The 21,098-nt window shown below is 75.0% G+C and carries 17 protein-coding genes; 8 read left to right on the top strand and 9 right to left on the bottom strand.

The window, feature by feature from the left end:
* The first annotated feature begins 5 nt into the window (after positions 1-5).
* A complete protein-coding gene (locus tag FHS22_RS35580; protein WP_184948607.1) occupies positions 6-962 on the top strand; it encodes a radical SAM protein in 957 nt (318 codons plus the stop codon).
* A 2-nt stretch (positions 963-964) separates the two neighbouring features.
* Here FHS22_RS35580 and FHS22_RS35575 read toward each other — a convergent pair whose 3' ends face one another.
* The 4 genes from FHS22_RS35575 to FHS22_RS35560 form a co-directional block, all read right to left on the bottom strand.
* The gene (locus FHS22_RS35575; protein WP_184948606.1) at positions 965-1,723 is read right to left on the bottom strand and encodes an MBL fold metallo-hydrolase; all 759 of its coding nucleotides are present in this window, start codon (positions 1,721-1,723) and stop codon (positions 965-967) included.
* Positions 1,724-1,833: 110 nt separating this feature from the next.
* Positions 1,834-3,159, bottom strand: coding sequence for a L,D-transpeptidase (locus FHS22_RS35570; RefSeq protein ID WP_338048109.1), 1,326 nt, complete (start codon positions 3,157-3,159; stop codon positions 1,834-1,836).
* A 505-nt stretch (positions 3,160-3,664) separates the two neighbouring features.
* Positions 3,665-5,869 carry an SF1B family DNA helicase RecD2 gene (gene recD2 / locus FHS22_RS35565; protein ID WP_184948605.1) on the bottom strand — a complete coding sequence of 735 codons (2,205 nt, stop codon included), beginning with the start codon at positions 5,867-5,869 and terminating at the stop codon, positions 3,665-3,667.
* Positions 5,870-6,252: 383 nt separating this feature from the next.
* Positions 6,253-6,777 carry a hypothetical protein gene (locus tag FHS22_RS35560; protein WP_184948604.1) on the bottom strand — a complete coding sequence of 175 codons (525 nt, stop codon included), beginning with the start codon at positions 6,775-6,777 and terminating at the stop codon, positions 6,253-6,255.
* Between the two features lie 247 nt (positions 6,778-7,024).
* Between FHS22_RS35560 and FHS22_RS35555 the strand changes: the two genes are divergently transcribed.
* The gene (locus FHS22_RS35555) at positions 7,025-8,572 is read left to right on the top strand and encodes a hypothetical protein (protein WP_184948603.1); all 1,548 of its coding nucleotides are present in this window, start codon (positions 7,025-7,027) and stop codon (positions 8,570-8,572) included.
* 71 nt (positions 8,573-8,643) lie between these two features.
* Here FHS22_RS35555 and FHS22_RS35550 read toward each other — a convergent pair whose 3' ends face one another.
* Entirely contained in the window at positions 8,644-9,306 is a 663-nt protein-coding gene (locus FHS22_RS35550) for a PilZ domain-containing protein (RefSeq protein ID WP_184948602.1), read from the bottom strand.
* A 352-nt stretch (positions 9,307-9,658) separates the two neighbouring features.
* Here FHS22_RS35550 and FHS22_RS35545 point away from each other — a divergent pair, with 352 nt between their 5' ends.
* Together FHS22_RS35545 and FHS22_RS35540 are read left to right on the top strand one after the other, a co-directional pair.
* Entirely contained in the window at positions 9,659-12,136 is a 2,478-nt protein-coding gene (locus tag FHS22_RS35545; RefSeq protein ID WP_184948601.1) for a HelD family protein, read from the top strand.
* A gap of 70 nt (positions 12,137-12,206) precedes the next feature.
* On the top strand, positions 12,207-13,562 hold the full coding sequence (locus tag FHS22_RS35540; RefSeq protein ID WP_184948600.1) for a serine hydrolase domain-containing protein: 1,356 nt from the start codon (positions 12,207-12,209) through the stop codon (positions 13,560-13,562).
* Between the two features lie 85 nt (positions 13,563-13,647).
* Here the strand turns inward: FHS22_RS35540 and FHS22_RS35535 are convergent, their stop codons facing one another.
* A complete protein-coding gene (locus tag FHS22_RS35535; protein WP_184948599.1) occupies positions 13,648-14,610 on the bottom strand; it encodes a LysR family transcriptional regulator in 963 nt (320 codons plus the stop codon).
* Between the two features lie 77 nt (positions 14,611-14,687).
* Between FHS22_RS35535 and FHS22_RS35530 the strand changes: the two genes are divergently transcribed.
* Positions 14,688-15,410 (top strand): CTP synthase C-terminal region-related (seleno)protein, encoded by a 723-nt coding sequence (locus FHS22_RS35530; RefSeq protein ID WP_184948598.1) that lies wholly within the window; start codon positions 14,688-14,690, stop codon positions 15,408-15,410.
* 72 nt (positions 15,411-15,482) lie between these two features.
* On the opposite strand, the gene FHS22_RS35525 is transcribed toward FHS22_RS35530, so the two are convergent.
* Positions 15,483-15,887, bottom strand: a complete 405-nt coding sequence (locus FHS22_RS35525; RefSeq protein WP_184948597.1) for a 50S ribosomal protein L7/L12 — start codon at positions 15,885-15,887, stop codon at positions 15,483-15,485.
* Between the two features lie 99 nt (positions 15,888-15,986).
* Positions 15,987-17,345: an MFS transporter gene (locus tag FHS22_RS35520; protein WP_184948596.1), complete on the bottom strand. Its 1,359-nt coding sequence runs from the start codon at positions 17,343-17,345 to the stop codon at positions 15,987-15,989.
* 96 nt (positions 17,346-17,441) lie between these two features.
* Here FHS22_RS35520 and FHS22_RS35515 point away from each other — a divergent pair, with 96 nt between their 5' ends.
* Together FHS22_RS35515 and FHS22_RS35510 are read left to right on the top strand one after the other, a co-directional pair.
* The gene (locus FHS22_RS35515; RefSeq protein ID WP_184948595.1) at positions 17,442-18,410 is read left to right on the top strand and encodes an ArsR/SmtB family transcription factor; all 969 of its coding nucleotides are present in this window, start codon (positions 17,442-17,444) and stop codon (positions 18,408-18,410) included.
* A gap of 73 nt (positions 18,411-18,483) precedes the next feature.
* The gene (locus tag FHS22_RS35510; RefSeq protein ID WP_184948594.1) at positions 18,484-19,611 is read left to right on the top strand and encodes a tyrosine-type recombinase/integrase; all 1,128 of its coding nucleotides are present in this window, start codon (positions 18,484-18,486) and stop codon (positions 19,609-19,611) included.
* A gap of 141 nt (positions 19,612-19,752) precedes the next feature.
* On the opposite strand, the gene FHS22_RS35505 is transcribed toward FHS22_RS35510, so the two are convergent.
* Positions 19,753-20,007 (bottom strand): helix-turn-helix domain-containing protein, encoded by a 255-nt coding sequence (locus tag FHS22_RS35505; RefSeq protein WP_184948593.1) that lies wholly within the window; start codon positions 20,005-20,007, stop codon positions 19,753-19,755.
* Positions 20,008-20,094: 87 nt separating this feature from the next.
* Between FHS22_RS35505 and map the strand changes: the two genes are divergently transcribed.
* A complete protein-coding gene (map, locus tag FHS22_RS35500; RefSeq protein ID WP_184948592.1) occupies positions 20,095-20,862 on the top strand; it encodes a type I methionyl aminopeptidase in 768 nt (255 codons plus the stop codon).
* The last annotated feature ends 236 nt before the right edge of the window (positions 20,863-21,098 follow it).

Below are 21,098 nucleotides of genomic sequence, written 5' to 3'. Positions count from 1 at the left end.
TCCGCATGGGATGGCACTCCCCCGCGCTGCTGGACGGGGCGCCCGATGTCCGGCCGCGGATCGAGCGCACCGCGGTGACCCGGGTTCATGGCGCGCTGACCTGCTACGAGGTGCGGGCCCGCACGGCGCTGGACGCACTGGCCGGCGGCTGGGCGGTCAACCCGTACCGCGGCTGCGCCCACGCCTGCCGGTACTGCCCCGCCCGGCGCGGCCACCGCTACCTGGGGCTGGACGCCGGCGCCGACTTCGACTCGCGGGTCGTGGTGCGCACCGACATCGTGCGGCGGCTCCGCTCGGAGCTGGCCGGCAAGTGGGACGGCGGGCCCGTCTCGGTGGGTCTGGCCGGTGACTGCTACCAGCACGCCGAGGAGATCTACCAGATCATGCCGCAGCTGGCCGGCGCGCTGGCCGGGGCCGGGGCGGCCTTCACCGTGCACACCAAGAGCCCGCTGGTCCTGCGGGACGCCGGGCTGCTGGCGGCGGCGGGCGGGGCGAGTGTGACGGTGTCGGTGGCGTTCGTCGACGACCAGGTGCGCCGCCTGGTCGAGCCGGGGGCGCCGAGCGCGCAGAAACGCCTGGAGCTGGTGGCGGCGCTGGCCGAGCGCGGCGTGCCGTGCGGGGTGGCGATGGCGCCGATCCTGCCGCTGCTGACCGACTCGCCCGATCAGTTGTCGGCCACGGTGCGCCGGATCGCCGCCGCCGGGGCGGTCTGCCTGGAGCCGAGGGTGCTGCGGCTGCCGCCCGGCGCGCGCGAGTGGTACCTCGCCTGGCTCGCCGAGCGCCACCCCGGGCTGGTCGCCCGCTACGGGGAGCTGTACGGCAGGAGCCCCGACGCCGACGCCGGCTACGTCGCCGGGATCATCGGGCAGGTGGAGCGCCTGGCCGCCCGCTACGGCCTGCGGCCCGGCCCCCCGCCGGTCCGCCCGGCCCAGGCCCCGGCCCGGCAGCTCTCCCTGCTCTAGCGCTACGGTCGCTGGTAGCGGGCCAGCTCCTGGGCGTCGTGGGCGCTGAAGACCTCGATCCGGCCGGGCGGCAGTTCCCGCAGCCGGGCCAGGTTGGCCAGGCGCCCGGCGTGGTCGACGGCCACGGTGCGCTGGGCGGCGCGCAGCACCAGGGGACAGCGCGGCGGGGTGGCCAGCTCGCCGTGGAAGTAGTAGGCGTCGCCGGCGTGCAGCAGCCAGCCGTCGGCGGTCTGCACGGCGACGGCGGAGTGGCCGCGGGTGTGCCCGGCGAGCGGGACCAGCGCGATGCCCTCCAGCCCGTCCAGCGGGCGGGCGCGCAGGCCGAACAGGTCCTCGCCGGCGTCGTCGTAGGCGGCCCAGTCGGGTCCGTGGGCCCACTGGGCGGGCCGGTAGCGGCGGCGCTCGTTCGCGCTCGCCGGGCGGGTGGCGGCGGCCAGTTCGGCGGCGTGCAGGTGGACGCGGGCGTGCGGGAAGTCGCGCAGCCCTCCGGCGTGGTCGGGGTCGAGGTGAGTGAGCACGATGTGGCGCACGTCGGCGGGGTCCAGGCCGAGCCCGCGGATCTGGTGCAGGGCGGGCTCGGCCGGGTCCAGGGTCGGACGGACCAGGCGGGTGAAGCCGGCGTCGAGGGTGTCCTCGCCGACGGCGAAGCCGGTGTCCACCAGCACGAGGTCGCGGCCGGTCTCCAGGAGCAGGCAGTGGGCGACCATGCGGGGCGAGGCCGGTGGGAGCATCGTCCCGCAGTTGAGGTGGTGTGCCTTCATCCGCCCATCCTGGCCGGTACCCGCCCGCCCGGCCAGCCGGTGTGGCCTGGATCACCCGTACGGCGGGCGGCCGCGCCGGGCGGCGGGACCGCCCGGCGGGAGGGCCCGGGTCAGCCGGCGGTGGCGCCGGCTCCGGTGGTGTCGCCGGTGTCGGCGCCGTCCCCGCCGGCGTCGGCGTCTCCGGCGGTGCCGTCACCGGCGTCGCTGCCGCCGGTGGCGCGCTCGCCGGTCAGGGCGCTGCCCTTCTTCCACTCCTTGAACGACAGCTGCCAGTAGCTCCAGCCGTTGTTCCACTCCACCTCGCGGTCGGTGCCCTTGATGACGATGACGTCGCCGCGCTGGACCTGGTCGTAGAACCACTTGGCCTGGTCGGGGCGGGCGTTGATGCAGCCGTGGCTGACGTTGCGGCGGCCCTGTGCCCAGACGTTGTTCTTGGCGTGGACGTACTCGCCGCTGTTGGAGAACCGCACGGCGTGGTTGATCATGACGTCGTAGTACTCCGGGTGGCCCTTCTCGAAGCCCGGTGAGATCATCCGCTCGGGGTTGGACTTGCCCATGGCCAGGTGCACGCCGCTGGTGGTGGTGTAGGCGCGGGTGGTGGCCATGCCGGCGCTGATCAGCATGGTCTGCACGACCTTGCCGTCCCGCTTGACGATCATCTTGTGCTTGCGGGTGTCGACGGTGGAGATCTGGGCGGCGCCGATGCGGATGGTCTTGGTGAAGTCCTTCACCCCGTACATGCCCCTGCCGCCCTGCACCCCTTCGAGGTGGGCGGTGAAGGTGACCTTCTGGTGGGCCTTCCAGAACTTCGCGGTCCGGTAGATGACGGTCTTGTCGTCGATCCACCGCCACGCGCCCGCGGCGGGCTTCTCAGCGGTGACCTCCAGTGCCCGCTCGACGTTGGCCTTGCCCGCCGTGGAGGGGATCGGCCGGTTGAAGGTGACGATGATCGGTGCCCCCACGCCGACCTTCTCCCCCTTGACCGACGGGGTCACGTCGGCCACGGCCAGCTCGGTCTCGGGCTTCAGCGTGGTGAAGGAGCTGCTGGCGGTCGTGCCGCCGGCCGCGCGCGCCGAGACGGTGTAGTCGCTGGCGGGCTTGAGCGGGGCCTTGGAGACCCACTTGGTCCGGTCGGCGTCGAACTCGCCCTCCACCTGCTCGCCGCCGCTCTCCACGGTGACCTGCTCGAGGGCGCCTCCGGCGGCGGTGACGACGACCTTCTTGTCCGGGCGGACGGTGGCGCTGCCCTCCGCGGGACTGATCTTGATGACCGGCGCGGCCGGGGTGGCCGGCGCGCTCGCGCCCCCGTCGCCGCCCGCGGCGGCGGGGCCCGAGCCGTCCGGCTCGTCGGAGCAGGAGGTGGTCAGCACGGCGAGGGCGGCCACGGCCAGCCCCGCTATCGGGGTCCTCCATCGGCGGTGATCAACGTTCAGCACAAGACTCTCCCCCACTGTGCAAACTCATCCAAAAACACTATTAGGAGATGCGTATGAGGTGCACATGGTTCAGGCGAGTTAGGTCACATTTGCATTACTTTGAGAGGTCAACCCGGTACCGACAGTCAGTGAACCTGATAGTGGCGTGTCGTCCGAAGCCCCTGTGAGCCCTCCGCCGCCGGATCCCGCCGCCGTCCCGGACGCCGCCGCGCCACCGCTGCCTGCGCCTGGCCAGGTCCTCCAGGTGCCCCAGCTCCTGGAGGACCTGGCCGCCCACGCCGAGGAGACGGCCCCGGCCCCGCCGCGCGCGGCCTGCTGCTCCAGGACACCGGCTCCGGGCTCAGCGGCGCCGGCCTGGAGTGGTTCTCCGTCCGCCTCGGGGTACGGCTCGCGCCCTCCGGCAGGCGCCCGGCCGGCTCGCCCTGCGGGACCTGCTCGGCATCGGAGCCGGCGCGGGATCGGGTCCGGAGCCGACCGTGCGCGCGGTGTGCGGGGGTGACCCCGTTCAGCCCTGGCGCAGCCGGTGGGTGAGGCTGGTGTGGCGGCGCCCGGCGCCGCGGGTGCGTACCGCCTGCCCCAGCGCCCGGCGCGAGCCGACGATGACGACGAGCTTCTTGGCCCGGGTGATGGCGGTGTAGAGCAGGTTGCGCTGGAGCATCATCCACGCGCTGGTGGCCAGTGGGATCACCACCGCCGGGTACTCGCTGCCCTGGGAGCGGTGGATCGACACGGCGTAGGCGTGGGCCAGCTCGTCGAGCTCGTCGAAGGAGTACTCGACGTCCTCGTCCTCGTCGGTGCGCACGACCAGCCGGTGGTCGTCGGGCTTGATGTCGACCACCACGCCGACGGTGCCGTTGAACACCCCCGCGGCACCCTTGTCGTAGTTGTTCCGCAGCTGGGTGACCTTGTCGCCGATCCGGAAGACCCGCCCGCCGTAGCGGCGCTCGGGCATGCCCTCGCGGAACGGGGTCAGCGCCTCCTGCAGGGCGGTGTTGAGGTTGCCCGCCCCGGCGGCGCCCCGGTGCATCGGCGCCAGCACCTGCACGTCGCGGCGGGCGTTGAGGCCGAACCTGCGGGGGATGCGGTTGGCGACCACGTCGACGGTCAGCGCCGCGATCTCCTCGGGCTCCTCGCACGGGAACAGGAAGAAGTCCTTCATGCCCTCCAGCGCCGGCATCAGACCGGTGTTGACCCGGTGGGCGTTGGTGACGACCCCGGACTCCTGGGCCTGCCGGAAGATGTGCGTCAGCCGTACCCGGGGGATCTCCTCCTCGGCGGCCAGCAGATCGCGCAGGACCTCTCCCGCGCCGACCGACGGCAGCTGGTCGACGTCGCCGACGAACAGCAGGTGGGTGCCGGGGGCGACGGCCTTGACCAGCTTGTTGGCCAGGAGCAGGTCCAGCATCGAGGCCTCGTCGACCACGACCAGGTCGGCGTCGAGGGGGTTGTCGCGGTCGAAGGTGGCGTCCCCGCCGGGACGCAGCTGCAGCAGCCGGTGCACGGTGGTGGCCTCGTGGCCGGTCAGCTCCGAGAGCCGTTTGGCCGCCCGGCCGGTGGGGGCGGCCAGGATGACCTTGGCCTTCTTGGCACGGGCCAGCGTGACGATGGAGCGCACGGTGAAGCTCTTGCCGCAGCCGGGCCCGCCGGTCAGCACCGCGACCTTCTCGCTCAGCGCCAGCCGTACGGCCTGGGCCTGCTCGGCGGCCAGGTCGGCGCCGGTCCGCCCGCGCAGCCACTCCAGCGCGACCTCCCAGTCGACCGACCGGAAGACGCCGAGCCGGTCGTGGGAGGAGTTCAGCAGGCCGCGCAGCGAACCGGCCAGCGACAGCTCGGCCCGGTGGAAGGGGACCAGGTAGACCGCGGGGACGGTGTTCTCCCCGGCCGGGAGCTCCTCCCGGACCACGCCCTCCTCGGCGACGAGCTCCTCCAGGCAGGAGGCGACCAGCTCGGCCGGGACCTGCAGGATCTTCACCGCGTCGGCGACCAGGTTGGGCGCGGGCAGGTAGCAGTGCCCGTCGTCGGCGCCCTGCGACAGGGTGTAGCGCAGTCCGGCCTTGACCCGCTCGGGGCTGTCGTGCGGGATGCCGACGGCCTGGGCGATGGTGTCGGCGGTCTTGAAGCCGATGCCCCACACGTCGTCGGCCAGCCGGTACGGCTCGCTCCTGACGACCGAGATGGAGCTGTCGCCGTACTGCTTGAAGATCCGCACCGCGATCGAGGTGGAGACCCCGACCCCCTGCAGGAAGATCATCACTTCTTTGATGATCTTCTGCTCCTCCCAGGCGGCCGCGATCATCTTGGTCCGCTTCGGCCCCAGCCCGGGGACCTCGACCAGCCGTTCCGGGGCGGTCTCGATGATCTCCAGGGTGTCGGTGCCGAAGTGGCCGACGATCCGCTCGGCCATCTTCGGCCCGATGCCCTTGATCAGCCCCGAGCCGAGGTAGCGCTGGATGCCCTGGACGGTGGCGGGCAGCACGGTGGTGTAGGACCAGACCTCGAACTGGCGGCCGTAGCGGGGGTGCGAGCCCCAGCGGCCGGTCAGCCGGAGCGACTCGCCGACCTGCGCCCCCAGCAGCGGTCCCACCACGGTCAGCAGCTCGGCTCCGGAGCGCTCGGTGGCCACCCGCGCGATGGTGTACCCGGTCTCCTCGTTGGCGTAGGTGATGCGTTCGAGGACCGCGTGCAGCTCCGTGCCGCCGGGGCCGGTCATGGCGCCTCCGTCACGCGGTCTCGCGCGATCCGCCCGGGGAGGGCGTCGATCGATGCGGCGGGGGGACCGTCCGAACCAGGCTTCACGGAAAACCTCTCTCCTAACCTTCCCGGGCCAGGGTAGAGCAGCGGCGGCGGCCGGCGATCGACCGCCGGGGATTCGGGCGCCCCGCGGCCGGCCGTCCCCCTTCCGGGCGGAGAGCGGGAAGCGGCGCTGGTGGCGCTGCTGGACGGCGTCACCGCGGCGCACCCCGCGGCACCGTCACCGCCGCCGGCACTCCCGGGGAGGGCTCGGTCTTCACCCTGGTCCTCCCCTGCTCGCGCCCGGCCGCCTGAGAAGGCGGGACCGCTCTCCCTGCGCACCGGGAGAGCGGTCCCGCCGGGTCACCAGGCGAGGTCCTCGTTGCGGACCGTCTCGGTGCGGCAGTGGGAGACCGGGCCGCGGCGGCCGTCGGCGACGCAGATCTTCACGTCCACCCGGTGGATGGGGCCCTTGGACTCCAGCAGGTAGCCGGTGTACTCCTCCCGGTGGGGGGAGGTGTGGCAGTACCGGCGCGAGGGCGACCGGCCGGTGCCGCCCTTGTCGTAGTGGAACCTGGCCTGGACGGAGGCGCAGTGCCCGGGGTGCGGGTCCCGGTCGTAGAGCCGGCCGAAGACCTGGAAGTGCTTCTCGCCGAAGCTGCTGATCCAGAACGAGGCCCTGGCGTACCCGGTGTGCTTGCGGGAGGACCGGATGAACCCCAGGTTGTAGGGAGGCTTCGGCCTGCCGTCCCCGACGCCCTCCGCCGCCCCCGCGGCCGCCACCCGCTCCGCCGCCACCCGCGCCCCGGCGTCCGCGGTGGCGGGCCCGGCGGACACGACCGCCATGAGCGCCCCGGCCGCGAGCAATCCCCCGGCAACCTTGCGCATCGTCTCTCCCCTCTCGGCTGCTCCTCACCACCAGTGATAGGAGGGCCCGCTTGGAACCGGCTTGCGGCTCACTGATCGCGCAGGCCGTACCCGTTCCGGCGGGAGCGGCGCCGGGGCCCGCCGAGCCGGACGGTGAACTCGGGCGATTCTGGATCTTCCCAACATCCCGGACGCCGGGATAGGAACGGGGTGCGCCGGAGGACTCGGGGGGCGGCGCGCGCCGTCGACACGTGAACGGGGAGGACGAATGACCAGACGGGTGATCATCGAGGCGGTTCCGCAACCGGGACTGAGCGCCGAGCGGGTGCGGCAGGTCGCGGCGGCCCATCCCGCCGTGCTGGCGCACCTGGAGACCGCCGACGCCGACCGGCTCATCCTGGGCCGGGCCGTCGACCTGAGCCGCGAGCCCGGCGAGCGGGCGCCGTTCCGGGCGAGTGTGTTCGACCCGGTCTCCAACCGGGGGGTGGAGCTGCGCGGCACCCTCGACCGGCCCGAGCAGGCCGAGGTCCTGCCCAGCGCCTACCGGCCCAACCCGCGCCCGGAGGAGCTGCGGGCGGCGGCGGCGATCCTGCGGGCCGACGAGCGCTTCCCGGCCGGCGACGACGTGGTCGTCTACCAGCCGATGCCGCCCCTGGCCGACCTGGAGAACCCCGACGGCACCACCGTGCGCCGCCCCACCCTGGGCGTCTACACGCCCGGAGGGGACGTCAGGCACCGCATCGTCGCCGTGGACGTCACCGCCCGCACCGTCGACTGGTCCCCGGCCGGGGTCGGCGTCGCCATGCACCCCGGCGACTGCGAGTCGCACCTGCCCGCGCCGGTGGAGAGCCTGCGCGACCGGGGCGGCCCGGACGCGGTGCGGCTGCGCGTGCTCGACGGCGGCGCCGAGCTGTGGAACCTGGTCGTGGTCCGGCCCCGCGCCTCGGCCCCGCAGGATCCCGGGGACGGCTCGGGGGTGGAGCTGCGCGAGGTCCGCTACCGGGGCAGGCTGGTCTTCCGCCAGGCGCACGTGCCGATCCTCAACGTCCAGTACGAGGAGGACGGCGTCACCTTCCGCGACTGGCAGAACCAGGAGACGCGCTTCTCGGCGACCGGCACCGACCCGGTCGGCTGGGGCTGGCGGATCTGCGACCGCGCGCCGAAGACGATCCTGGAGCGGCCCGACAACGACGCGGGCGACTTCCAGGGCGTGGCCTTCCACGACCACGGCGGCGAACTGCGGATCGTCAGCGAGATCGCGGCCGGCTGGTACCGGTACGTCTCGGAGTGGCGGCTGGCCGACGACGGCGCGGTCCGGCCGCGGTTCGGCTTCGCCGGGGTGCGCAACCCGCGCACCTGCATGCGCCACCGCCACCACGTCTACTGGCGCTTCGACTTCGACGTCGAGGGGTCCGACAACGACGTGATCGAGCAGTTCGACGGCGCCGCCGACGCCCCGGTCGGCACGCCCATCGTGCGGGAGACCTCCCGCAGGCGCCGCCCCCCGGCCCGGTTCTGGCAGGTCACCGACAAGTCCAGCGGCCGCGGCTACCGGATCGTGCCCGGCGGGCACGACAACACCACCGACCCGTACGGCATCAGCGACCTGTGGTTCCTGCGCCGCCGGGCGAGCGAGCTGTACGACGGCAACCCCGACGGGGACAACCGGGCGATGCTCGACCGGTTCGTCAACGGCGAGAGCGTCAGCGGCACCAACGTCGTCGTCTGGTACGCCGGGCACTTCCGCCACGACCAGAACGCTCCGCACCCGCACCAGGGCCACATCGTCGGCCCCGACCTGGTCCCGGTCCCCTGAACCGGAGCGGCGCGGCCGTACGGCCGGCCTGGCGGCGGGAGGGGGCCTCGCCGCCCCTCCCGCCCCGGGGGTCACAGGCGCGCGGCGCCGTCGCCGGCCGCCTCCCGCTCGGGCCGCAGGGCCCGGCGGCGGCTCTCCCAGGCGAACAGGTAGCGGCGGATGATCTGCACCGTGGGAGGGGCCAGCGGGTGGAAGGTCACCACGATGTGCTGGCCGATGCCGTCGGAGGCCTCGCGCACGATGGTGACCTTCCCGATGTGGCTCAGGATCCCGCTGCTGAGCACGACCTGGACGTGCAGTTCCTCGCCCACGGCGATGTCGGAGGCGGGCGCCCAGCATCGGAGCGCCTTTTCGCTCAGGTCGAGCAAGGTGCTGTCGAAGGTGACGGCACGCCGGGCGGCCAGGGTGGAGATCCGCATCTTCTCCCCGCCACCGCCGCGCTCGTGCTGCCGGCGGCCGGCCTGGCGCGGCTCGCCCAGCGGGCGCACGCGCCAGCGCTCCGGCGTGCCGGCGGCGATGTGCTCCAGCCGGACCGGGAGCACGACGCGGCCCCCCTCGTCGATCCAGAACACCGTCAGGTGGCTGCCGACTTCGGCGGCCACCAGTTTCTCGGCCTCGACGGGCGCGACGACGACGATCTCGTCACCGGCGACCGCCTCGAGGCGGGAGCGGTGCCCGGTGTCGTCGTCGACGCAGACGTACAGGGCGCTTTTCGGCGGGGGAAGCTGAGTCATCGGACGACACCCTTGTGACATGGGAACTGAGGGATGGGAGCGGGGCCGCACCGGGCGGCGGAGCGGCGGTTCTCACCGCGCGACAGCGCGGCCTTGCGGCCCCTTGTCTGGTCACCCCTGCAGAGTAGGCGGACACCCTGCGTGCTCCGTCCATCACTCATGGCATCCGGGCACTCATGGCATCCGGGCACTCATGGCATCCGGGCACTCATGGCATCCGGGCACTCATGGCATCCGGGCGGCGTCGTCCGCGGCGAGGAGGGGGTGACACGGCGTGGCGGAAGAGGTATGCTCAGCCCTTTCGGCTATTCGAGCATATAAATAACCCACTATGCAGGAGGATAGCAAAAAGATGTCGCCCCGTCAACCGGGACCCGCCCGCCCCGCGACCGCCCTCTCCGCCGCGCTCCGCACCGAGCAGGCCCTCCTGACCCGGCTCTACGAACGCCTCGACGCCGCCCGCGAACAGGCCCGCACCGCGCTGGCCGCCGTCCTGTCGGCGGGCCGGGCCGGCGGTTCGCGCCAGGCCGTGGTCGAGCGCGAGGTCTCCGCCGCCGAGCACTCCCGCCGCCTGGCCCGGCTCTCGGCCGTCGAGCACGGCCTGTGCTTCGGCAGGATCGACGAGACCGGCGGCCGGAGCCACTCCATCGGGCGGACCGGGTTGCGCGGCGCCGACGGCGAGATCGTCCTCACCGACTGGCGCGCCCCCGCCGCCCGCCCCTTCTACACCGCCACCGCCGGCGACCCCGGCCCGCTGGCCCGCCGCCGCCACCTGCACACCCGCGACCGGACCGTGGTCGGGGTCGACGACGAGGTGTTCGACCTGGAGCGGCTGGGCGAGGGCGACCGGCGCGGCCTGGTCGGGGAGGCCGCGCTGATGGCGGCGCTGCGGCGGGGCCGTACCGGGCGGATGGGAGAGGTGGTGGCCACCATCCAGACCGAGCAGGACCGGGTGATCCGCTCCGGCCTGGCCGGAGCGCTGGTCGTGCACGGCGGGCCCGGCACCGGCAAGACCGTCGCCGCCCTGCACCGGGCCGCCTACCTGCTCTACACCCACCGGGAGGTGCTGGCGCGGCGCGGCGTGCTCGTCGTCGGCCCCAACACGCTGTTCTCCCGCTACATCGCCCAGGTGCTGCCCTCCCTCGGCGAGACCGACGTGGTGGTGGCCACCCTGGGCGAGCTGTACCCCGGGGTGCGCGCCACCGCCGCCGACTCCCCCGCCGCCGCGGCCGTCAAGGGCGACGCGCGCATGGCGGCCGTCGTCGCCGCCGCGGTGCGCGACCGCCAGCGCCTGCCCGCCGGGAACCTGGAGGTCTCGATCCCGGTGCGGACCTCGATCCGCGGCGGGGTGGAGGTCGTGGTGGAGGAGATGACGATCAGCGCCTCCCGCGCCGCCTGCGCCGCCGCCCGGGAGCGGGCCAGGGGCTCCGGCCTTCCGCACAACGCGGCGCGGCGGCTGTTCGCCCTGGACGTGCTCACCGCGCTGGCCGCCGACCAGGCCGCCCGGCTGGACGAGCTCGCCGCGCTCCCGCCGGAGGAGGCCGCCGAACTGGACGCGCTGCTCGCCGCCGCCGGCGGCGAGGGCGGTGACGAGGGCGGGGAGGCCGCCGATCCGGAGGAGGCCGCCGAGGATCTGCGCTACGCCCGCAAGGCCCTGTGGACGTATCCGGCGGTGCGCGAGGCGGTGGAAGGGCTGTGGCCGTACCTCACCCCCGAGCGGCTGGTCGGCGAGTTCCTGGCCGATCCCGCCGCGATCGCCTCGGCCGCGCCGCAGCTCTCGCCCGCCGAGCGCGCCGCCCTGGCCCGGCCGTACGGCGCGCCGTGGACGCCGGGCGACGTCCCGCTGCTGGACGAGGCCGCCGAACTGCTCGGCTCCGACGGCACCGCGGAGCGGGCCGCCCGCGCGGCCGAGGCGGAGCGGCGGCGGCAGGAGGCGGCGTACGCGCAGGGCGTGCTGGAGTTCACCGGCCTGGTGGAGAGCGGGCTGGTGGAGACCCGGCTGGTGGAGGCCGGGTCGCTGGCCGGGCGCCACCACGACCGCGGCCCGGAGACCACCACCGCCCAGCGGGCCGCCGCCGACCGCACCTGGGCCTACGGGCACGTCATCGTGGACGAGGCGCAGGAGTTGTCGGCGATGGCGTGGCGGACGGTGATGCGGCGGGTCCCGGCCCGCTCGCTGACGGTCGTCGGCGACCTGGCCCAGACCGGCTCGGCCGCGGGGGCCCGCTCGTGGGGCCAGATGCTCGACCCCTACGTCGAGGGCCGCTGGCGCGAGGAGCGCCTGACGGTCAACTACCGAACCCCGGCGCCGATCATGGAGTTGGCCGCCGGCGTCCTGGCCGCGGTCGCCCCGGGTCAGGAGGCCCCCGAGTCGGTCCGCGAGGGCGGCGCCCCGCCGCGCGCGGTGCGGCTGGACGCCTCCGGCGCGGCGCAGGAGCGGGGCGGGCTCGCGGGCCTGTCCGCCCTGGTGGAGGCGGAGCTGGCGGCGATCAGGGCGGAACTCGCCGGACCGGACCCGGCCGAGGCCGCCCAGGCGTCCGAGGGGCGGCTGGCGGTGATCGTCCCCGATGCCCGGCACGCCGAGGTGGACGCGCTGTTCCCGCACGACGCCGCCGACGTGCTCGACCGCCCGGTCGCCGTGCTGACGCCGGCCGCGGCCAAGGGGCTGGAGTTCGACGCGGTCGTCGTCGTCGAGCCCGCCGAGATCCTCTCCCGGGGGCCGATGGGCGGCCGGGACCTGTACGTCGCGCTCACCCGCGCCACCCGGCGGCTGGCCGTGGCGCACACCGGCCCGCTGCCGGAGACGTTGTCGCGGCTGATGGCCCCGTAGCCCATGCCGCGGCCGCCGGGGCGGCACTAACCTGGGGCGATCTCAGTCGTCTCGGGGAGGGGTCTTGTCGATGTCGCCGGTTCTGGAGAGTACGGCCCGCGCGCTGCTGCGCAGGGTCGCGGTGGAGCAGGCCGAGTCGCGCCTGCCGTCCCTGGCCGCGGCCGTGGTGCGTGACGGGCGCATCGCCTGGTTCGGCGCGCGCGGCCGGGTCGGGGAGGCCCTGCCCGGCGAGGCCACCCAGTACCGGATCGGGTCGATCACCAAGAGCATGGTCGCCGTCGTCGTCATGCGGCTGCGCGACGAGGGCCGCCTGGACCTGCTCGACCCGATCGGCAAGCACGTCCCCGGCACGCCGGTGGACGAGGTGACCGTCGCCCAGCTGCTCTCGCACACCGGCGGGCTGACCGCCGAGCCGCCGGGCCAGTGGTGGGAGCGCACGCCCGGCATGCCGTTCGAGGAGCTGCTGGCCCTGCTCGGCCCGGAGACCTCCCGGCACCGGCCCGGCCGCCGCTACCACTACTCCAACCTGGGCTTCGGCCTGCTGGGCGAGCTGGTGGCCCGGCACCGCGGCGTGGACTGGGCGCAGGCCGTGCGCCGGGAGGTCCTGGCGCCCCTGGGCATGGACGACACCACCACCCGGCCGCGCGCCCCGCACGCCGCCGGTTACGCCGTGCACCCGTGGGCGGACGTGCTGCTGCCCGAGCCCGAGCACGACGCGGTCGCCATGGCCCCGGCCGGGCAGATCTGGTCCACCCCGGCCGACCTGGCCCGGTGGGCGGCGTTCGTGGCCGGCGACACCGGCGGCGTGCTGGCCGGGGCGACGCTGGCGGAGATGCGCGAGCCCGCGATCGTCGACGACGGCGACGCCTGGACCGGCGGGTACGGCCTGGGCCTGCAGCTGGCCCGGGCGGGCGGGCGCCGCCTGGCCGGGCACACCGGGTCCATGCCGGGCTTCCTGGCCACGGTCTGGGCCGACCCGGCGGACCGGACGGGCGTGCTGTTCATGGCCAACGCCACCTCCGGGGTGAGCCGGACCCTGCTGACCGACCTGCTGGCGATCCTGGACCAGCACGAACCGCGCCTGCCCGCCGAGTGGGCGCCCGCCGAGCCCGACCCGGACCTGATGGAGCTGGCCGGCCCCTGGTACTGGGGGCCGGCCGCCTACGCGCTGCGGCTGCCGGGCGGCCGGGAGCTGTCGCTGGTCCCGCTGGGCGGGCCGGGCCGCGCCTCCCGCTTCACCGCCCGGGACGACGGCACCTGGACGGGCCTGGACGGCTACTACGCCGGGGAGACGCTGCGCGTCGTCCGCCGCCCGGACGGCTCGCTCAGCCATCTGGACCTCAACACCTTCGTCTTCACCCGCACGCCGTACGACCCGGCGGCCGGCGTGCCCGGCGGCGTGGACCCGGACGGCTGGCGGAGCTGAGCGGCCGGCCCGGCCGCCCGTTCCGCCAGCCGGCCGGGCCGCGAGCCGCCTGGCCGGGGTGGCCGCGCCCCGGGCGGCCCCCCGGTCAGGGAGCCCGGTCCCCGGCGCCCGGCGAGCCGGTCAGCCCGCCCACCAGAGCGGCCGGCGGGCCCTGCAGGGGGCCGTGCAGCACCTCCACCCGGTGCACCACGCGCGGCGCGGCCAGCGGGACGCCGACGACGCCCGGCCCGGCCACCGGGCCCGCGCCGCCGCCCGCCCCTTCCCGCCCCGCAGGCCGCCCCGCGGCCCGCTCCGCGGCGAGGGCCGAGGCGGGCAGCAGGGTCAGGCCGTGCCCGGCCGCGACCAGGGACAGCACCGTGCGCAGATCGTGGCCGTCGTAGCGGAAGGCGACCCGGAAGCCCTCCTGACCGGCGGGCAGGCCGGCCATCTCGCGCAGCCGCTCCACCGCGACCGCCGCCGGGGCCTGCAGCCACAGCGCGCCGTCCAGGTCGGCCAGGGCCAGGCCGCGTCCGCCCGCCAGCGGATGGCCCGCGGGCAGGACCACCAGCAGGCGTTCCTCGGCCACGCCGACGGCGGTCAGCGGGCCGACGTCGGGCAGGCGCAGCGGGTCGCTGGGCGCGGAGATCCCGTCGAGCAGCCCCACCCCGGCCGCGCCGGAGGCGACCTGCTCGGCGACGTCCCGGCGGCCCACGGTGCGCAGCGTCACCTCCAGGCGCGGGCCGCGCAGGCGGCGGGCGATTCCGGGCGGGCAGGCCAGCGGGGAGGCGGCCACGACCAGGCTGCGCGGCGGCCCGGCCGCGGCGCGCAGCACGTCGGCGCGGGCGGCCCGGTGACGCAGCAGCAGCGGTTCGGCGTGCTCCAGCAGGCGCCGCCCGGCCGGGGTGGGCGCCACCGGGCGGCGGTGCAGCAGCGGCGCCCCGAGGTCCGCCTCCAACGCCGCCACCTGCTGGGACACCGCCGACTGGGTGTATCCGAGCTCCCCGGCCGCCGCGGAGAACGAGCCCAGGCGGGCGACGGTGACGAACGTGCGCAGCAGATGCGGATCCACGGTGCATCAGTATCGCTTATCGACTCAGCAGGAATCATCGTTGGCGCTTACCTCGGGGTGCCCGCCAGGATGAAGGCATGACCACTGCCGCAGTCGCCCTGGTCGGCGACCGATCTCCCAGTGTCCAGGCCCACACCCGCGTCCCCGCCCTGCTGGCGGCGCTGCGCGAGCGCGACGGGCTGACGCTGGACGCCTACTGGATCCCCACCACCGACGCCGACGATCTCACCGGGTTCGACGCGATCTGGATGCTGCCCGGCAGCCCGTACCGCAGCGAGGCCGGGGCGGTGAACGCCGCCCGCACCGCCCGCGAGCACGGCATCCCGTTCCTGGGCACCTGCGGCGGGTTCCAGCACACCGTCCTGGAGTACGCCCGCAACGTGCTGGGCCTGGCCGTGGCGCACGCCGAGAACGACCCGGAGGCCGAGGAGTTCCTGCTGGTGCCGCTGGAGTGCTCGCTGGCCGGCCACGAGGACGCGGTACGGCTGGCGCCCGGCTCGCTGGCCGAGCGCGTCATCGGGGCGGAGCGCAGCGTGGAGCGCTACTCCTGCAACTTCGGGCTCAACACCCGCTACCTGCCGGTCCTGGAGGCGGGCGGGCTGCGCTTCACCGGCCGGGACGAGGCGGGGGCCGTACGGGTCCTGGAGCTTCCGGACCACCCGTTCTTCCTGGCCACGCTCTTCCAGCCGGAGCTCGCCGGGGACGGCACCCGCCCCCACCCGGTCATCACCGCCTTCGCCTCCGCCGCCGTCGCCCATGCCGGGAGCCGCTCCGGCGGGCGGGTCCCCGCGGCCGGATAGCGGCGGGGAGCGCCTCCCCGCCGCTATCCGGAGTCGCCGGCGGGGAGGCGCCTCTCCCCGCCGCCTCGGGGGCTACCGGATCGCGTCGACGAAGCTGCGGGCCTCGTCCTCGGCCATCCCCGTCTCGCCGCGCACCAGCAGGACGGCCTGCTCGGCGCGGCCGGACGCCTTGAGCCCGCGGACCCGGTCGGCCAGGTCGCCGCCGCGCGGGACCCCCGGGGGCGCCGGAAACGCCGGAGGCGTCGCGGGCATCCGGCCCGCGGCCAGGTCGTCGACGTAGCGCTTGGCCTCGACGAGGCGCATACCCGTCTGCTCGCGGACCAGTTTGACCGCGTGGATCTGCTTTCCCTGCGCGATCAGGGCCTGCGCCTGCGTCCGCAGGTCGCCGGGGCCCATGCGGGGCGCGAGCGGCCCGGGCGGGGGGAGCGGCCGGGAGCGCCCGGTCCGCCGTGAGAGAAGGAGCCCCCCGACGATCATCAGAATCAGGAGGGGGATCCCTCCGATGATCAGAAGTTCCGTCGGTCCAATATTCGGCATTATTGGATCATATTGCCCCGATGCGGGGCTCGCTCGGGGTCAGTCCTCCGGCGTCCCCGGTGCGCCTCCCGCACCGTCCGGAAGGTCCCGCAGGGTCCGCAGCGGCGAGAGCATGATCGGCAGGAAGCTCACCGCGAGCACCGCCGCGCCCGCCCACAGCGCGGCCCGCGTACCGGCCAGCTCGCCGATCAGCCCCGCCGCCCCGGCCCCGATCGCCAGCGCCCCGGTGAACATGAACCGCATCGTCGCGGTGACCCTGCCCAGCAGGCGGCCGGGGGTGACCCGCTGCCGGAAGCCCACTTTGATCACGTTGGCGACACCGACCTTGTAGGTGACCGCCATCCATCCGGCCCCGGCCAGCCACAGCCCCGCCCCGGCGTCGACCAGGGGGATCAGGGGTGCGAACGGCACGACCGCCACACTGGTCAGCCAGACCACGCGGCTCTCCCCGAAACGCCGTCCGAGCCGGGCGGCGCCCGCGGAACCGAGGAGGAAGCCCACCCCTCCGGCGGTCAGGAACACCCCGAACCACAGCGGTGACAGGCCCAGTTCCCGCACGAACACCAGGGGCAGAACCGTCTGGACGATCTGGATCGCCAGGTTCGTCAGCGCCCCCTCCACGGCGATGGCCCGCAGGATCGGGTGCCCGGCGACCATGCCCAGCCCCTGCCCGACCTCGCGCGGCAGGCTCGTGCGCTCCCCGCGCGCGGGAGGGGGCTCGGCCCGGGTGATCCCGCGCAGGCACACCGCCGACCACAGGTAACTCAGCGCGTCCACCAGGATCGCCGCCGGCGCCGACAGCAGCTGGATCAGCAGACCGCCGATGCCCCGCCCGGCCAGCTGGTTGGCGGCGTCCATGCTGACCAGCGCGGTGTTGGCCGCCGTGAGCCGGTCCGGACCGACCAGCTGCGGCAGGTAGCTCTGGTCGGCGATCTCGAAGAACACGGTGGCGAACCCGCAGACCAGCACCACCGCGCACAGATGGGCGAAGGTCAGCGCCCCGAGCCACCAGGCCAGCGGCACCGACGCCAGGAGCGCGGCCCGCACCAGGTCCGCGACGACCATCACCGGCCGCCGCCGCAGCCGGTCGACCCACACCCCCGCGGGCAGGCCGATCAGCAGGAACGCCAGCGTGCTCAGCATGGCCAGCACGCCCAGCTCGCCGGGCGTGGCCGCCAGCGCCGTCACCGCGGCCAGCGGAACGGCCAGGTGACCGATCGAGGTGCCCAGCCTGCTCATGGCGGCCGCGGCGAACAGCCGGCGGAAGTCGGGATCGGCGAAGACCGACCGCCCCGGCGCCGCCCCTCCGGGCAGGGCCGTCCCCGCGAGCTCCGCCGGGGGCACCCCCAGGGCCCGCTCCGGGTCCTCCTCCGATGTCCTGTCCGGTGTCGTCGTCATGCGGCGACCCTTCCGCCCCCGCGCGGGGGTCTCCATTAATTTAGGAGGGAGCGAATCCAACCGGTCCGCTTCCCCCGGGCCGGGAGAGGAGGTGCCGTGCTGAAACTCGGGTTCGGCCTGGCGGACCTGGCGTGCACCCGGTTCGCGTTCTCCCCCCTGTGGGAGGTGATCGCCAGCGTCCGGGTGCTCAAGAGCCCCGGCGAGCATCCCCTGCACCGGCCGTGGGTGGCGGCGGTACGGCCCCGCCTGGACGCCTCCGGCCTGGACTGGGGCATGCTGTCCGACCTGGTGCCGGTGCCGACCCGGACGATCCCGGCGTTCGTGTGCCCGCCGCCGGTCACCACCTCCCCCGACCTGGAGGTGGAACTGGCCACGATGCGCTCGACCCCGCCCGGCCAGGTGGACGCCGCCGGCGACAGCCCGCGCCTGGCCGTCCTGCGCGAGGACCCCGCCACCGGGCTGGAGCGGCTGGCCGACGTCATCCGGGGCTACTGGGCGATCACGCTGGCGCCGTACTGGCCCAGGATCCGCGCCCTGCTGGAGGGCGACGTGCTGTACCGCGCCCGCCGGCTCGCCGAGGGCGGCGCGGACAGGCTCCTCAACGACCTGGACCCGGCCGTCCGGTGGGAGGACGACACCCTGTTCGTGGCGCACCGGCACGTGTCGGCGGTCCGGGAACTGGGCGGGCGCGGTCTGCTGCTGGTGCCGTCGGTGTTCGTCTGGCCGCGCCTGTTCTCGGTGACGGCGCCCCCGTGGCAGCCCACGCTGCGCTACTCCCCTCGCGGCATCGCCACCCTGTGGGAGCGGCGCACCACCGGCGTGCCCGAGGCGCTGGCGGCCGTACTCGGCCGCTCGCGCGCCCTGCTCCTGGCCGAGCTGGACACACCCGCCTCCACCACCCACCTGAGCGGCCGTACCGGGATGTCGATGGGCGGGGTGTCGCAGCACCTGACGGCGCTGCGCGACGCCGGTCTGGTCAGCGCCCACCGGAGCGGACGGTATGTCCTGTACGCCCGGAGCGAGGCGGGAGAGACCCTGCTCTCCGCGGCGGCCCCGCCCACTTGACCGTGCGGGCGGGCCTCCGTGTCGGTGCCGCGCGGTACGGTCGTGCGAACCGAGAAAGGACACCCCCGCCCCCATGCGACCCGCCGATCTCAACCGCCTCACCGTCGCCGAGTCCGCCGACCGCTACGTGGAGCTGGTCCGGGCGAAGACCTCCACGGGTGCGCTCTCGCCCGCCACCGCGGAGGTCTACGCGCGCGACGTGGCGACGTTCACGGAACTGGCCGGGGCGGACCGGGTGCTGGACGACCTGACCGGCGAGGACGTGGACGCGGTCCTGCTGGCGTTCGCCCGCAAGCCCGACGGGCGGCGCGCCCGGCCGCGTGACGGGATGCCGATCGCCCCCGGGCCGGAGAGCGCGGCGGGACCGGCGCAGTCGGCGTCCTCGCAGGCCCGGTTCCGCCGGTCGGTCTCGGCGCTGTTCAAGCACGCGGCGCTGGCGGGCTGGGTGCAGATCAACCCGATGACGGCGGCGACGGTCACGGCCCGCGAGCGCGGCGGGCTGCGCCCGGAGCGGCGGGCGCTGACCCGCGAGCAGGCCCAGGGCCTGATCGGCGCGGCCCGGGCGCTGGGCGAGGACGGCGGCACGGCGCCCCCGGCACCCGGCGAGCGCGGGACCAGGCGCCGCGACCAGCGCACCGAACTGCGGGACGCGCTGATCGTGCTGCTGCTGTCGACGGTCGGTCCGCGCGTCTCGGAGCTGGTCCGCGCCAATACCGAGGACTTCTACACCAACGACGGGGTGCGCTACTGGCGGATCTTCGGCAAGGGCGGCGGGACCCGGGACGTGCCGCTGCCCGGCGACGTGGCGCGGATGCTGGAGGTCTACCTGGCCCGGGGCCGGCCGGAGACGCCGGACAAGGCGCTGCTGCTGTCGTGGCGGGGCAGGCGGCTGGCGCGGGGGGACGTGCAGGCGGTGATCGACCGGGTGCAGCGGCGGGTCGACCCGGACCGGCGCCGCTCGGTGACGCCGCACGGGCTGCGCCACACGACCGCCACCCACCTGCTGGCCGACGCCGTGGACATGGACGCGGTCCGGCGGGTGCTGGGCCACAGCGACCTGTCGACGCTGGGCCGCTACCGCGACGAACTGCCCGGCGAGCTGGAGGTGGCGATGCGCGCCCACCCGCTGCTGCGCGGCGCGCGGAACGCGGGCGGACATCCGGAGGAGGCCCCCGGGCCGGTGCCGTACCCGGAGGCGTGAGCGGCGGTCTCGGCGCCGCGCCCGTCGCCCGTCGCCCGTCCCGCGGCTCCGCGGTCGCGCCGGTGCAGACGCACCGTGATCGCCCTGATCCGCTCGCCGTTCCCCGCCCGGTACGGCTGCGCCGCCCGGCGGCGAGGGGCGTCAGGCGGCGCGGTCGGCGGCGCTGACCTCGGACAGGACGTCCAGGGAGACGCCGAGGGCCTGGGCGAGGGCGGCGATGGTGAAGAAGGCCGGCGTGGGCACCCTGCCGGTCTCGATCTTTCGGAGGGTCTCGGCGGACAGTCCCGCGGCGGCGGCCACCTCCGCCATGCTCCGGGTGCCGCGCGCCTGGCGCAGGACCGCGCCCAGGCGGTGGCCGCGTTCGCGGTCGAGGTCGGTCAGCGGAGGTCGCACCATGCGCACGATCCTAGCAACCGTGATAACAATACCGGAAACCGTGATAGTAATACCGGTATAGTTATTGGATCACAAGGAGTGCGCACCATGGTGGAGATCAAGACCGCAGCCGAGGTGGAGGCCATGGCCGAGGCGGGGAAGGTCGTGGCGGCGGCGCTGGACGCGGTCGCCGCACACGCCGCGACGGGGGTGAGCCTGCTGGAGCTCGACCAGGTCGCCCGGACGGTGATCGACGAGTCCGGTGCCCGCTCGGCGTTCCTGGGCTACCGGCCGTCCTTCGCCCCCACCCCGTTCCCCGCAGTGATCTGCGCCTCGGTCAACGAGGTGATCGTGCACGGCATCCCCGGCGGCTACCGACTGCGCGACGGGGACCTGCTCAGCGTCGACTTCGGCGTCTACCTGGACGGCTGGGCGGCCGACGCCGCCGTCAGCCTCATCGTCGGCACGCCCCGCGCGCAGGACCTGGCGCTCATCGAGACCGCGCAGGCCGCGCTGGAGGCCGCGATCGCCGCCTGCGTGCCGGGCGGGCGGCTGGGCGACATCGGCCACACCGTCACCCGCACCGGCCGGGCCGCCGGATACGGCATCCCCGACGACTTCGGCGGCCACGGCATCGGCCGGGCCATGCACGAGGACCCGCACGTGCCCAACCACGGCCGCCCGGGCCGCGGCCTGACCCTGCGGCCCGGGCTGGTGCTGGCGATCGAGCCGATGTTCACCGCCGGGGGCGGCGACGACTACGTGATCGCCGCCGACGGCTGGACCATGTCCACCGCCGACGGCAGCCGCGCCGTCCACGTCGAGCACACGGTGGCGATCACCGAGGACGGCCCGCGCGTGCTCACCCGGCTCTGACCCCCGCCCGGCCGGCCGGTGGCCGACCTCGACGGGCCCGGGGGCGCCGGGGGCGCGGTACTCGGGTCTTGACTTCCTCCCCACGGCTGAAGCCGGGGGATTCCAACCCTCACGGGTCGGGTTTCCTGCTTCACCGCCGACTGCCCGCCGGGCTTTCGCCCTTGAGGTCTTACACCGGCTCCACAGGCGTTTCACCTCTCCGCCAGCCCGGCGGCGAGGATGTTCTTCGCGGCGTT

The organism is Thiemannella venezuelensis (assembly GCF_014203605.1).
Taxonomy (GTDB): domain Bacteria; phylum Actinomycetota; class Actinomycetes; order Streptosporangiales; family Streptosporangiaceae; genus Planomonospora_A; species Planomonospora_A venezuelensis.
Note: the sequence above shows the minus strand (reverse complement) of the source record. Positions and strands in the feature narration are given on the sequence as shown.